Source organism: Myroides pelagicus (assembly GCF_009711055.1).
In the GTDB taxonomy this organism is placed as follows: Bacteria; Bacteroidota; Bacteroidia; order Flavobacteriales; family Flavobacteriaceae; genus Flavobacterium; species Flavobacterium pelagicum.
The window spans coordinates 22834-36365 of the sequence record NZ_WMJY01000007.1 but is presented as its reverse complement, the minus strand read 5'-3'; the positions used below and the strand labels follow the sequence as shown (position 1 = coordinate 36365).

Below are 13532 nucleotides of genomic sequence, written 5' to 3'. Positions count from 1 at the left end.
TATATCTTTCACGCCTAAATGAATTAGATGACAAATATAGCCTTCACACCCCTTTAGGTAATACTCCTTGTGGTCCTTCGCTTGCTAACTTGGATAAACTAAGGCTACGCGTAGCATTATAGAACTGGTGATAAACATACATTTGCCTTAAATCTTCTATAAAAGAATAAAGGGTCCCCTTCCAGATTTTCCAACAAGTGGAAATCCGTAAAGACTATGTTTCTTTTAGGGAATAAAAAAACCGAAGTGCTACTTCGGTTTTTCAATAATTAATCCTTATTTGGAGTAGCTCATTCTAATAATATAACTGACAAACCCAAATTCCAATTATTTCCGATGCTTCAGTAGCCAGTTGTATAACTCCATGTGCCTGAACAAGTCCTCCACACTCCCGTGTGTCCCCCCCTGCACTACCTCTAATTCAATAGGTGCCTGTTGGTCACAGTTTTGAATAGCCTTCATTATCTTCTTAGATTCTTTCAGCGGGACAATAAAATCCTTATCCCCGTGAATCAACTTAATAGGAATAGTCGCCAAGGCACAAGCATCGCGCTCATCTCCTCCTCCACACAAAGCCACAGCAGCAGCTACCCGATTAGAGTATTCTCCTGCATACTTCATCGCACCATATCCACCCAAACTCATTCCCGTGACATAAATTCGAGATTCATCTATATGATAGTTAGCTATTACATAACGAACTATTTCGTCTATTCTATCCGCATTCCACGGTCCTGAAGGCAACTGTGACGCTACTAAATAGGCGGGAATATCTAGCCCGTTTTCGATACCCTTCAACGCTCCATATCGCTTTACCTGATCAATATTCGTACCCGATAAGCTCTTGCCGTGCAAAAAGATAATCAATGGATTCTTCGCTTCCACAACCTTAGGTACATTTAACCAAAACTGATAAGTCGTTTTACCCACCACAGCTTTGGGCTGAGCAAATGTGGTCAATGTCATTAGACAGATAAGTACTGTTAACACTCTCATTTTTCACAATTTTAATATTTCCTTTAAATACATAAAAGTAACATCCTTTCCTTTACAATCGATGAAAACGCCACTGATAAAAATCTTCATTAAAAGTATCTACACAGCAGTTAGGAATAATTTGCTTTAAAATACCCTCTTGGTGCTGACGTCTCAAAAAACTATTTAACAATACTGAATGCGGAAAACGCTCCTTGAGCACCTTGTTTTTCTTGATTAAGTCATAGAGATCCGTTGAGCGCAAAATCTCTTGACTAGTATGACTTGCAAAGTATTTATTCAGTAAATCTCGAATACCAACAAGTACTTTGATTTCACTAGGCATCTTTTGAAGTATTGTCGGACGGCTATTTACCTGACTATCTTCCTCCTCCTGTTCTGTATCCTCTTCTTCATCTTCCAATGAGGCTAATGACTCAAAGGCAGGGGGAACGATAGATGTATCTTCTTTGTCTGCTACTATCTCAATTTCAGTGAATGAATCCTCTTCAATAAATTGATCAACACCTTCCGTTATTTTTGCCTCTTGAGTTGTGTCCACCACTGATACCACAGCTTGTTCCTGCTCATCTAAAGCTACAATCTCAGGCACTGCATTCAAATGAAGGTTCAACTCCTCCAGATACATATGATAAACCTCATCGACTTTCAACGCACTACTGACCAATGCTTCTGCTCCTAGCGCTTTCGCTTTTGCTAGATACGCGTTTTCTTGCTTGTAAGGGACGTAGTTAAACTGTATCTGATGTCTATCCAATTGCAGGGCAAAACGCTTCCACAAGTCCAAATTCAGCGGTGGTTCACCATCTTTCTTCAGCCAATTATTCGCACGCCACCGCACAAGCCATCCTTTCTCATACGTATTCCAGACGTACTTACTACTGCTATGTATAGTTACTACTGCCGCTTGTTTGATTTGTTCAAGTCCTTTGACGATTCCCATTAGCGATATACGCGATTGGGAGTTTTCTGAGAACCCTTCTGCAAAACTCTTACAGCGATCACCCAAACACAAGATATTAGCATACGCCTTGGCATCGCTATTGATATTGATCTTTACACTAGCATATAAGTCTATATGGTATTTCATAGCTTCTTTTTCAACTATCATTAATTAATAACTCATAAAGATAACAGATTTAAAAATAATTTACCTGCTTACTATTTAGTTTCTTTGGTATGTTTATCTATTTTTAACTGAATATCCTCAATTCTCTTTCTTAGTTTTTCATCAAAAAAACCATGGTCATAATTCTCTTTATAAACGAGTTCTCCAGATTCAGAATAACTCCTCACTTCTCCTTCAACTATACCTTTGTTATAAGGTACTACAAGGCTTACTTTTGCGTTGTCGTAGTACTCTATATAATCACCATGAAGTTTATCCTTTTTATACCTCTGTTCAAAGGCAACTTGAACGCCATGACTATACACTTTATACACACCGTCTTTCATTCCATTTTTATAGTCAATGGTCAAAAGTAAAATTCCTGTAGAAGTATATTTTTTATACATACCCTCAAGCTCCCCTTTTCGATAGTTTTTTTCTTCTATTAAATTCCCATCAGTATCATAGTACTTAGCTAAGCCATCTAACAAACCTTTTCTATACAACTGCTGAACCCCTAATTGACCATTGTCGTAATATTCTGTATACTGACCGTCTAATTGACCGTCTTTATAGTACTGAACTAATACTAACTGACCTTTTTCTGTATATTTATTTGCCTCTCCATGAGCTAAGTTATCCTTGATCATTACACTTGACTTTAGGGCTCCGTTTGGATAATATTCTTTGTAAAATCCCTGTTGTACTCCGTCATTATACATCTGCTCTAACTCTAAACCCCCTCCTTGATAGTACGCAGCATATACGCCATTGAGCTTATCTTTTTTAAATAACACAGTAAATCTCAGATCTCCATTTTCATAATAGCCTTTGCTTACTCCTTCCAACTTTCCTTTCTCATAATTGCGCTCTAGCTTCAATTCACCATTTGCATAATACTCCTTATATATGCCTTCACGTACATTTTCCACAAAGTTATGCTCCTTTTTCACCTGTCCTGTTATATAGTACTCACGATAAGAGCCATGGCGCTTTCCTCTATCAATTTCACACGCAACCTTTAGTTCTCCACTATTAAAATACCAGTAATTTACCCCGTGATTAATACCCTCTATAAAACGGAGGTACAAACCCTCTTTTTTAGTAGATGTAGTAAGCTTCAATACTCCCGTAAAAGGTTTTTTATTCTCTCTTTCTACACATATTCCATTAAGTATGACCACATCATCTTTAGAAACTTGTCTCTCTTGAAAAGCGTAAAAAGACAAAATAGACAATAGTAGAAGTAGTTTTTTTCTCATTTTTAAAATCATTCGTTAAAGTTACTTTCAGTTGGATAAACCAATCAAATACAAAAACTCGACACACCTATCCAATAAAGCCAACAAAACTAGGAAGTTTATTAACTCTCTTTACACAATAATTCGTCAAGTGCACATTTGTTTGAGTGAAAGATTTTACTTTCAACTTACTGAGATCACACCTCCTGACATCTACCATTTAGACGCTCTTACTTCACCAGCATATTTCCGTCTTTAGATTTGTTGCCTATTTGATACCAATCCTTACCAATGAGTGCAGTATACGTGCACTTTTCCTACCCAGAAGGTATTCCTTGGGAAGAATACCTCAAGGAAACTGCACGTATTCTGCACGTATCTCCCCAGGTAAGTAAAAAACAAAAAGACCACCTATCGAGAATAGGTGGTCTTTTTGTTTATAAAATCAATAGAGATTAGATTTCTTTGCGGTGTTTAAATGCGTCGATTAACATCTGAGCGGTCGCTTCATTAGTAGCCAGTGGCACATTGTGTACATCACAGATACGCAACAGCATATTGATATCTGGTTCGTGAGGGTGTTTCCCTAATGGATCTTTGAAGAATAGCACCATACCCGTTTTGCCTTCTCCTACGCGTGCAGCGATTTGCGCATCGCCTCCCAGAGGCCCTGACAACATGCGTCGAACAGTAAATCCTGCGTCTTCTGCCATACTTCCTGTCGTACCTGTAGCGATTAGATTGACATCTTCACGCATTAGTACTTCTCGATTGTGCTTGATAAAATCCAGCATATCCGTTTTCTTAGCATCGTGTGCTACTATTGCTATTTCCATACGATTATTATTTGTGATATTCGATTAATCCGTCTAGTGGTTTTTGAATAATTCTCCCGACTGTAATGTTTTCTTTATCGAGAATCTCCTTAAACTCATCTTGTAAAAAATAAGCTACAGATCCGACAAAGTGCACAGGACAATCCATATATTCTGGATTGTTTTTAATATAGTGATCCACGAAGAACTGTACTTGCTCTCTGATCAGCTTTTGAAAAAATGGATGGTCTTTATGCTCAATTAAAAAAGGTAAAAACGATGCCATATAGGCATTGGGGTTTTCCTTTTTGTAGAAGTTGTACTTCACCACATCTGCATCAATATCGTACTTAGCCGAAAAGGCAATTGCCAAATCCACAGGTAAGATCTTCAAGAAAAAACTCTTGAGCAGCAAACGCCCAAAAGCACTACCACTACAATCGTCCATTGCCATATACCCCAACGATTGAATGCGTTGATGCATCTTCTCCCCGTCAAAATAGGTAACATTCGATCCGGTACCATTGATACACACGATTCCTCTATCTCCTCTAGCTACTGTTGCATAAATAGCAGCGTAAGTATCCTCGTGTACGTGAATGGCAGTACATTTGGAAAAATACGTTTCAAAAAAGCGTCTAACTATACTTTGGGTTCTATCTGATCCACATCCTGATCCATAAAAATAGAGTTCTCTAACCTGGTCTTTATTCTTCCTAATATCAGGAATCGTATCAACGCGGGTAAAGAACTCTTCTAGGGTAATAACTTCGGGATTTAGTCCAAGGCTAGTCACCGAAGTTATTAAGTTATTTTTTTGATCAAAGAAGATCCAATCAGCCTTAGTAGAACCACTATCGACTATAATCTTCATTCAATAAATTTATTTTAAACTATTCATAAGTGCGGCCATCTCTACCATCTTAGCAGAATAACCATACTCATTGTCATACCACGCTACAAATTTATAAAATGTGCTGTTTAATGCAATACCTGCTTTAGAATCAACGATACAAGTATGCGTATCAGATACGAAATCTTGAGATACTACGTCATCTTCAACGTAAGCCATCACCCCTTTAAGCTCATTTTCACTTGCTTTTTTAAGTACAGCCATTACCTGCTCGTATGTAGTTTCTTTGGCTAATTTCACCGTTAAATCCACTGCTGATACATCTGCAGTAGGTACGCGCATAGACATACCAGTTAATTTACCATTTAAAGCAGGGATAACTTTCCCTACTGCCTTAGCAGCCCCTGTAGAAGCAGGAATCATATTCACTAAAGCAGAACGCCCTCCTCTAAAGTCTTTTTTAGAAGGACCATCAACAGTAAACTGAGTTGCTGTAGTGGCGTGAATCGTTGTCATTAATCCTTCTGCGATACCGAAATTGTCATTTAATACTTTAGCCAATGGCGCCAAACAGTTTGTAGTACAAGACGCATTTGAAATAATAGTATCAGTAGATTTTAACTCTTTTTCATTCACACCCATAACAAACATAGGTGCATCTGGCGATGGCGCCGAGATTAATACTTTTTTAGCACCTGCATCAATGTGTTTTTGTGCCCCTTTCAAATCTTTGAAAATACCTGTGCAGTCAGCTACTACGTCAACTTTTACTTCATCCCATTTCAACAGTGATGGATCCTTCTCAGCGGTTACGCGGATAGTTTTTCCATTGACTACCAAATGTCCATCTTTCACTTCTACTGTTCCGTCAAAACGTCCGTGTACTGAGTCATACTTTATCAAGTAAGCTAAGTGCTCTACCTGCATTAAGTCATTTACAGCTACTACTTCAACGTCATTGCTTTTTACTGCTTCTCTAAGCATCAAGCGACCAATACGTCCGAAACCGTTAATCCCTATTCTTGTTTTCATCTTTATCTTTTTTTTATTGTTAAATTCTATATTGTGATTATATCAGATACTCTAAGTAGTTCTTTATCGATTGGCGAATGCCCTTTTACAGCTTGTTCTAATGGAGTCAGAGCTACTTGATCATTCAGCAAACCAACCATAAAGTTGCTCTTACCTTCTAATAGTGATTCTACAGCCTTCACACTTAATCGGCTCGCCAAAACACGGTCAAAGCAAGAAGGTGCTCCTCCACGTTGCATATGCCCAAGTACAGAGACGCGTACCTCGTATTCTGGAAGATTCTCTTCTACGTATTCACCTAGTTCAAAAACATTCTTTCCTATACGTTCGCCTTCAGCTACTAATACAATACTCGAAGACTTCCCTGACTTTTTACTCTTTTTAAGTGAGTCTAACAGACGTTCTAGTCCCATGTTTTCTTCTGGTATAAGAATTTCTTCAGCACCTGCTCCAATACCTGCGTTTAAAGCTATATGTCCCGCATCACGCCCCATTACTTCTACAAAGAATAAACGCTTATGCGAGCTCGCAGTATCTCTAATCTTATCCACTGCATCTACCACTGTGTTTAACGCAGTATCAAAGCCAATGGTATGACTAGTTCCGTGAATATCGTTATCTATTGTACCAGGGATTCCCATTACAGGGATATCAAACTCTTTGCTTAGCACCATTGCTCCTGTGAAGCTTCCATCTCCACCGATTACAATTAGCGCATCGATCTCAGCACTCTTTAAGTTATTATAAGCTAACTTTCTTCCCTCAGGATTGCGAAAGTCTTTACATCTGGCAGTCTTTAATATTGTTCCACCTTTATTGATGATATAGTTTACATCTCTAGGCCCTAGTACTTCAAAATCTCCATCTAACAACCCTTGAAATCCTCTGAAGATTCCCATACACTCAATCTCGTGATATGAACATGTACGAACAATCGCTCTGATTGCTGCATTCATTCCCGGTGCATCACCTCCTGAAGTTAGGACACCTATTCTCTTTATTGCTTTACCCATTTGATTAACATTTTGAGTAAATTTAGCAATAAATTAAAACCTAGCAAAGGACAAAAGTCCCCAAATAGGGACTTTTTATACAAATATTCGCAAAATATTATCTATTGTATTGATTTAGACTTCGATCGGTTTCGCTGTTCATAAAAGCGAATAAAATCTCTGTTAAAGTCAGAGTCTGGAAGCTCTTCTGAACGATTAGTATCATTTTCATCACTTTTAGCCTTTTGTTTAGCACGTTTATCAGCTTGACCAAGCACTTTGGCAATTAATTCCTTAAAAGTATCGAAATCTACTTCATACGTCAATCCGACACCTTGGGTGTATCCAATCCCCTCTCCGAGATAGTTTATATCATTTTCTCTATTGAAAAAACGCGCGTTCAAGGTTCCATCTTCGTTTAATCGAAGTAACATCTCAATATCCCCAACGATAACGGACTGTTCTTCTCCACCTACAGGCACTCCAAGTTTACCGTTTACTGAGATGCGATCATTCACTTTTGTAGAGAAGGTCACTCCTAGACGTCCCTCTGTTTGCGTATAAGGGTTACGTTCTCCTTGGGCATAGTTTAACCCCACCTTAAACTTATCATCTTCATCCGAAAAGATATCATCAAAAATACTACTTGCTCGTTCAAACAAACTTCCCGCTAGAGAAGAAGAAGAATTGTCCGAAGAGAAGAAAGCACCTGTAGCCAATAAAGCCATTGCTTGACGCTCACGCGTATCTCTATCATTCAGCTTATAGTCGAGCTCTGAACGCACCACCGAACTCACCGTAGGGAAGTTGATACCAAAGTCAACCTCCGGATTACTCAAACTACCATTTAGAATAATCGCCACTTCCGTAGGAACTTTCCTATTAATAATCGAGTTATCTACAATCACACGAGGGTTAGCCTCTGTCTGATAAATCGCTTGTAAATCCAAGATTGCATTCATCGGATCTCCATCCCAGCGAATAGTTCCGTATTTCTTTACTACAAACTTCTTGTCAATTAATCCACCGTAGCGGAAATTATACTCCCCTTCATACGCTTGGAAATCTCCCCACATATTGAATTTACCTAGAGTATTAATCTCCATTGTGATAAATCCAGCTCCTCTTCCCTTCATGGCATGACCAGAATCGCGATCAAGGATAATCTCAATCTCTGCTTCAGGATTCAGCACAAATTCAAAGTCTAACTCGATACCACTATTTCTGTATTTATACAAGTCTCCTTCTTTTCCTTTAAGACGAAGTTCCTTTTCTTTTTTAGTCAAGAAATGAATATAGTTATTCTCTCCAGTTCCTTGAGCCTCTTTCAGTGGAATTTTAATGGTTGTACCTCTATTTGAGGTAGCATTAATTTTAATGTTTAACATCTCCACAGGCCCAGTTAACTTAGCAGATCCGTTAATAAAAGCAGTTCCATAATAAATACTACCCTCTGCATACTTTGTATTCAAGGCAAACAAATTAGGTGAAGATAGATTTAGGTCTAATACCCAATCTTTAAACATATTGTGAGATACACTACCGTTTACTACCCCTTCCGTCTTGTGTATCACGTCTATAATTCTTGCTTGACGCAAAATGAACTGATTCTCCGTGATATCTAATGGAGTGTGCTCTTCAAAATTGTAATCCACACCAGTAAACTTAGACAAGAATCCTGACTCACTCAGGTATAATCGCCCATTGACCTCAGGCTTTTTGGCTGTACCCAGTATACTTATTTTTCCCGATGCTGTTCCTCGAAGAGAACTAGCTACACTGCTCAATAAAGGCTCAATAGGCTTCAGATCGAAATCTTTGAAACCCGATTCTAAATTAAAATGAGTTTGCTTATTAAGCAGATCAATATCTCCATCGAGGTAAAACAACTCTTTATCCTCTTTCACGATAGAAGAGCTTACTTTAAAATTGTCTAGACGATGGTTTCCATCCACGTTAAAAACCATATTACCCAACGGATATGTATTAATTCCCAATGAATCAATGACAATATTCGCTTCAGGGTGAAATAACTCCCCTTCCTGTGAGAAGTGAACATCACCGTCTATTTTTCCTTCAAAGGATAAGTTTGCAATATCCGGAGTAATTTTCGACAAGTCAACCTTAGAAAATTCTAAATCCAATTGCTTATAGGTCGAATCGCGCATAACACCTCTAAGAGCTACACGTTGCCCCTCATGTGTCATCGCAAGCGAATCAATCGTAAAGTCGGTTAGTTTCTTATTGAAAATAATTTTGTTGGACTTGTCCTCCTCTTCATTAATATTCCACAAGTTCTTTTTGAAGAATACCTCTGATTTTTTAAAACCAACTACTGATAAATTCTCTTTATTAATCGTGTGATATAAATTGAGTTTATACTCATCTAAGTTATCGCTTCCTCCTTTGAACTCAGAGCGTATAAACAAGGTATCGTTATGCGTTAAGTTCAGCAAGTTGAAATCAGCTATCTTATACATATTACTGCGCACACTATCTATAGATACATAAGTATTGTACAGCGGGTTATTATTATTGACATAAAGCATAATGTTGTGGAAGTTAAAATCTTCTACAGATATACCCGGAGAGTCAAAGCGCAGTTTAAACTCTTTATTGTCGTTGTTAATCACACCTTCTATATGGGTGCGTTCACTAACGGTTAATTGAGGAAAGAAAACTTCGATCAATCGGTTATTAATGGTAATATCAAAGTCAAGATATTGACCCTCTTCAATTTTATATGGTTTATAGTTCGTGTACAAACTACCCAAAGCATTAGTGAATAAAGATTTTAAATCTCTTATACGATAGTCACCTATTACATATCCATCTAAAGCCTCTTTAGAAGATAACTTAATCGAGCGCTCTCCATCTTGATTAAAAGTAGAAGTCAGAGCAAAAGCAGTAAACACATAATCATCTTTACTATTTTGATAAGTTGCAGAATTAACTTTAAACTCTCCTTCTAAATTTTCAAGGGTATTCCCTTTGGCAGCGAAAGAGAAATTTCCCTTATATTTAGCAATACTATCATTGACAAACTTCAAAGCGTTTAGATCCGCATAGTCAATATCAGCCACAAAATCATAACTCTTCACTTGTGAACTAATATCAACTTTCCCATTAAAGTCTAATTGTAAATTAGGATCAGACACATTAACAAGCCCTTTATAAAAAGGTAGCTTTAACTTGCCATCAACAGCAATACGTGTATAATTATAATCAGCAAAGTAAAACGAAAACACGTCTCCTTTTACAGAAGTATTAATCGACTCTTTATTAAAGCCTTTCCCATCGATATAGACATCTAAAGAAGTCAGTCCAAATTGCTTGCTTTCAAGAAAAGTCCCCAAGTCAAACTGATCCAATACTATATTTCCTTTATAGGCCGCTATATTTGGATTGTCTAAATCAATAATATCGAGTTGTGCTTTAGCCTTACCCAAACCCGTAATAGCTGTCACATCTGCTTTAAGCATACGCTTCATCTGTTCGATATCACCAGAGATATCAAACATTCCGAATCGCTCTAAGGTAGGAGGTAGTAAATCAGTCAATACCGAAGGCATTAAACCAACCAAGTTAGCTCTAGAAATGTACAGACGACCGACCTTGGCTTTCATCCAGAAAGGCTTGTCTTTATCAAAGACGTTCTTAAAGGCAAAACGACCATTAACTCTAGAATTATTGTCATCGGTTAGATTCGCATTGGACAATTGAAAGTTATTCATCACCCCGCGCATATCACCTGCAAAATACAGGTGCTTATTGGACGCAAATACAGGTGCAAATACATTGATATCCGAAGTATTTAAAGAAGCATTCTTAACCTTAAAGTCCCAATCTACTTTATCGACAAAGTACTTCATATCACCTTGCTGAAAAGTAAATAATAAATCCCCTTCAATTAAGGATTGGTCCGTCTGCAATACTAGCTCCTTCATTCCAATAGAAGTCTTGGTATGAGAGAAGTCCCCAGTAAGTCGCTTTACATTCAGTCCCCAATGATCTTTAAAAGAAGCCTTCTTAATATTTCCATATATTTCAGGCCCCTTGATAAAAAACTGATCTACTTCACCATTTAGGTCTTTAAAATCAACCGCAATTGGTTCTGGATGATTGTCATCGGACACGATAAAGTGAGCATTGGACAAATATATCTTTCTAGATTTCAGTCTAAACTTTCCATCACCTGGCTCACCGTTGTCAAATACAGCGATAAAGGCATCAAGATTTGACAGTTCCTCATCTTTGTACTTGTGAATATTCAAATACAATTCATCAATAGTAGTATCGCCAACAAAGATATGACCTTGTTTGAGGGCATTAAAATCAGCTATACGCGTTTTAAAATCACCAATAACAATAAAAGGATGGTCGTGATTATCGCGAACCGATAACCCCTTAATAGTAATTCTTCCCAAAAAATCTATGTACAAGCGCTCTATGTCAAACTTAGTACCTAATTTCTCATTCAGTTTATCAGTAGCCATACTTGCCAATCCACTCTGTACAATCGGCAAAGAGAGTGTCGCCACTAGAATAATCAATAGACTAATAAGCGCCAGCAGTACGCGAAAAACTATTTTTTTAAATTTTTTGATAACGTATAATGTTTTAAATTTGCCCCTAATTCACACCTTCCCTTATTTAAGATAAGGAAAGCAAATTTAAGTAATTTTCCATAGAGATTACTAGTTTTATAAACATAAAACGACCATATAATAAACAAATTTTACATCGAAAGAATGTCTTCTAACTCCACTTATATCTTAGCTATTGAAAGTTCATGCGATGATACTTCAGCAGCAGTACTTGAAAACAACAAAGTCTTGTCCAACGTGGTAGCACGTCAAGAAGTTCACGAACAATACGGAGGTGTAGTACCTGAATTAGCTTCACGCGCACATCAACAAAATATCGTACCTGTAGTAGATATTGCTATAAAAAAAGCAGGGATTACAAAACAAGACCTTAGCGCAATCGCTTTCACACAAGGACCAGGCCTAATGGGGTCATTACTAGTTGGTGGATCATTTGCCAAGTCGCTCTCTTTAGCTTTAGACATACCACTGGTTGCAGTCAATCACATGCATGCACACATCTTGTGTCACTTTATCGATGAAGCAGGATTTGACAAACCAACATTTCCATTTCTGGCATTGACTATTTCAGGTGGACATACACAGATAGTACAAGTCAATAGCTTCTTTGACTTAAAAGTCTTAGGAGAAACGACAGATGACGCCGTAGGAGAAGCCTTTGACAAATCAGCTAAAATACTGGGATTTCCTTACCCAGGGGGACCACTAATAGACAAATATGCTAAAGAAGGAAACCCAAAAGCCTTTGCTTTTACCAAACCAAAAGTAGATGGGTTAAACTTCAGCTTCAGCGGACTGAAAACTCAAATCTTATACTTCATACAAAAACAAGTAAAAGAGAACCCAAACTTTATTGAAGAAAACAAAGCAGACATCTGCGCCTCTATACAGCACACCATTATCAATATCCTGATGGATAAGTTAAAACTAGCCGTAAAACAAACAGGAATTAAACAGATCGCTATAGGTGGTGGTGTATCTGCTAACTCAGGGATACGACAGACCTTAAAAGATGCAGAGACAAAGTACAAGTGGAAGTGTTTTGTACCGAAGTTTGAATATACTACTGATAATGCAGCAATGATTGGAATTGTAGGATACTACCGATTCAAAGAAGAAATATTTGCCGATTCATCAGTTGTCTCTAAAGCGCGTATTGAATTTTAAATCACTTATTTATGCAATTATTTTATTCCCCAAATATACAACCTGACCACACAGACTTTACTTTCGACAAAGAAGAAAGCAAACACATCGTCAAAGTACTTCGTCGTAAGATAGGAGATACACTCTACGTAACGGACGGATTGGGCAACCTATACACTACCGAAATCGTACTAGACTCAGACAAAGCTTGTAAGACTCATATCCTTAGTTATGAGACTAAAGAAGCTACTCCCTTTCGCCTACACTTGGCGGTAGCTCCAACTAAGATGAATGATCGATACGAGTGGTTTTTAGAGAAAGCTACCGAAATAGGTATCCACGAGATCACCCCTATCATCTGTGAGCATTCTGAACGAAAGGTAGTAAAGACAGAGCGATTTGAAAAAATTATTCAATCCGCAATGAAACAATCTTTACAAACCTATTTGCCAAAACTAAATGAGCCAATCACACTAAAAAACTTCTTAAATCAAAATCACCAAGACGAGCGTTATATTGCACATTGTGAAAACGACCAAGAAAAAGTTTTGTTAAAAGAAGCTATACCAGCTCACAAAAATTACTTACTTTTAGTTGGTCCAGAAGGAGACTTCTCTGCTAGTGAAATATCACTAGCTTTAGAAAAAGGGTATAAACCTGTATCTCTAGGACACACTAGACTACGAACAGAAACTGCCGCATTAGTAGCTGTTCACAGTTTCGTATTCACTAATGAATAAAA

11 protein-coding genes are annotated in these 13532 nt (G+C 37.7%); 3 read left to right on the top strand and 8 right to left on the bottom strand.

The annotated features are described in order from the left end of the window. Nucleotides 1–327: 327 nt before the first annotated feature. From GJV77_RS04620 to GJV77_RS04610, 3 genes are read right to left on the bottom strand one after another with little or no spacing between them, the layout of a single operon-like run. The gene (locus GJV77_RS04620; RefSeq protein ID WP_155035185.1) at nucleotides 328–996 is read right to left on the bottom strand and encodes a carboxylesterase family protein; all 669 of its coding nucleotides are present in this window, start codon (nucleotides 994–996) and stop codon (nucleotides 328–330) included. A 52-nt stretch (nucleotides 997–1048) separates the two neighbouring features. Further along, a complete protein-coding gene (locus GJV77_RS04615) occupies nucleotides 1049–2107 on the bottom strand; it encodes an RNase H family protein (RefSeq protein ID WP_240142817.1) in 1059 nt (352 codons plus the stop codon). 50 nt (nucleotides 2108–2157) lie between these two features. Beyond that, nucleotides 2158–3366: a toxin-antitoxin system YwqK family antitoxin gene (locus GJV77_RS04610; RefSeq protein WP_162521562.1), complete on the bottom strand. Its 1209-nt coding sequence runs from the start codon at nucleotides 3364–3366 to the stop codon at nucleotides 2158–2160. 270 nt (nucleotides 3367–3636) lie between these two features. Between GJV77_RS04610 and GJV77_RS04605 the strand changes: the two genes are divergently transcribed. Further along, on the top strand, nucleotides 3637–3804 hold the full coding sequence (locus GJV77_RS04605; RefSeq protein WP_155035183.1) for a hypothetical protein: 168 nt from the start codon (nucleotides 3637–3639) through the stop codon (nucleotides 3802–3804). Here GJV77_RS04605 and GJV77_RS04600 read toward each other — a convergent pair. The 5 genes from GJV77_RS04600 to GJV77_RS04580 form a co-directional block, all read right to left on the bottom strand. Next, nucleotides 3801–4181 (bottom strand): methylglyoxal synthase, encoded by a 381-nt coding sequence (locus GJV77_RS04600; protein ID WP_155035182.1) that lies wholly within the window; start codon nucleotides 4179–4181, stop codon nucleotides 3801–3803. The two genes, GJV77_RS04605 and GJV77_RS04600, sit on opposite strands and share 4 nt — an antisense overlap. Nucleotides 4182–4188: 7 nt before the next feature. Next, entirely contained in the window at nucleotides 4189–5034 is an 846-nt protein-coding gene (locus tag GJV77_RS04595) for a BadF/BadG/BcrA/BcrD ATPase family protein (RefSeq protein WP_155035181.1), read from the bottom strand. 9 nt (nucleotides 5035–5043) lie between these two features. Further along, nucleotides 5044–6045, bottom strand: coding sequence for a type I glyceraldehyde-3-phosphate dehydrogenase (gene gap / locus GJV77_RS04590; protein WP_155035180.1), 1002 nt, complete (start codon nucleotides 6043–6045; stop codon nucleotides 5044–5046). A 26-nt stretch (nucleotides 6046–6071) separates the two neighbouring features. Beyond that, on the bottom strand, nucleotides 6072–7058 hold the full coding sequence (gene pfkA, locus GJV77_RS04585; protein ID WP_155035179.1) for a 6-phosphofructokinase: 987 nt from the start codon (nucleotides 7056–7058) through the stop codon (nucleotides 6072–6074). A 101-nt stretch (nucleotides 7059–7159) separates the two neighbouring features. Then, a complete protein-coding gene (locus tag GJV77_RS04580; protein WP_317162546.1) occupies nucleotides 7160–11578 on the bottom strand; it encodes a translocation/assembly module TamB domain-containing protein in 4419 nt (1472 codons plus the stop codon). Nucleotides 11579–11788: 210 nt separating this feature from the next. Between GJV77_RS04580 and tsaD the strand changes: the two genes are divergently transcribed. Beyond that, the gene (gene tsaD / locus GJV77_RS04575) at nucleotides 11789–12811 is read left to right on the top strand and encodes a tRNA (adenosine(37)-N6)-threonylcarbamoyltransferase complex transferase subunit TsaD (protein ID WP_155035177.1); all 1023 of its coding nucleotides are present in this window, start codon (nucleotides 11789–11791) and stop codon (nucleotides 12809–12811) included. An 11-nt stretch (nucleotides 12812–12822) separates the two neighbouring features. Next, nucleotides 12823–13530 carry a 16S rRNA (uracil(1498)-N(3))-methyltransferase gene (locus GJV77_RS04570; RefSeq protein ID WP_155035176.1) on the top strand — a complete coding sequence of 236 codons (708 nt, stop codon included), beginning with the start codon at nucleotides 12823–12825 and terminating at the stop codon, nucleotides 13528–13530. Nucleotides 13531–13532 lie beyond the last annotated feature (2 nt).

Bases quoted from the DNA above. Each gene is read 5' to 3' on its own strand.
- GJV77_RS04600 (WP_155035182.1), bottom strand. From the start codon at position 4,181: ATGGAAATAGCAATAGTAGCACACGATGCTAAGAAAACGGATATGCTG.
- GJV77_RS04615 (WP_240142817.1), bottom strand. From the start codon at position 2,107: ATGATAGTTGAAAAAGAAGCTATGAAATACCATATAGACTTATATGCT.
- gap (WP_155035180.1), bottom strand. From the start codon at position 6,045: ATGAAAACAAGAATAGGGATTAACGGTTTCGGACGTATTGGTCGCTTG.
- tsaD (WP_155035177.1), top strand. From the start codon at position 11,789: ATGTCTTCTAACTCCACTTATATCTTAGCTATTGAAAGTTCATGCGAT.
- GJV77_RS04605 (WP_155035183.1), top strand. From the start codon at position 3,637: ATGAGTGCAGTATACGTGCACTTTTCCTACCCAGAAGGTATTCCTTGG.
- GJV77_RS04595 (WP_155035181.1), bottom strand. From the start codon at position 5,034: ATGAAGATTATAGTCGATAGTGGTTCTACTAAGGCTGATTGGATCTTC.
- GJV77_RS04570 (WP_155035176.1), top strand. From the start codon at position 12,823: ATGCAATTATTTTATTCCCCAAATATACAACCTGACCACACAGACTTT.
- GJV77_RS04610 (WP_162521562.1), bottom strand. From the start codon at position 3,366: ATGAGAAAAAAACTACTTCTACTATTGTCTATTTTGTCTTTTTACGCT.
- GJV77_RS04620 (WP_155035185.1), bottom strand. From the start codon at position 996: ATGAGAGTGTTAACAGTACTTATCTGTCTAATGACATTGACCACATTT.
- pfkA (WP_155035179.1), bottom strand. From the start codon at position 7,058: ATGGGTAAAGCAATAAAGAGAATAGGTGTCCTAACTTCAGGAGGTGAT.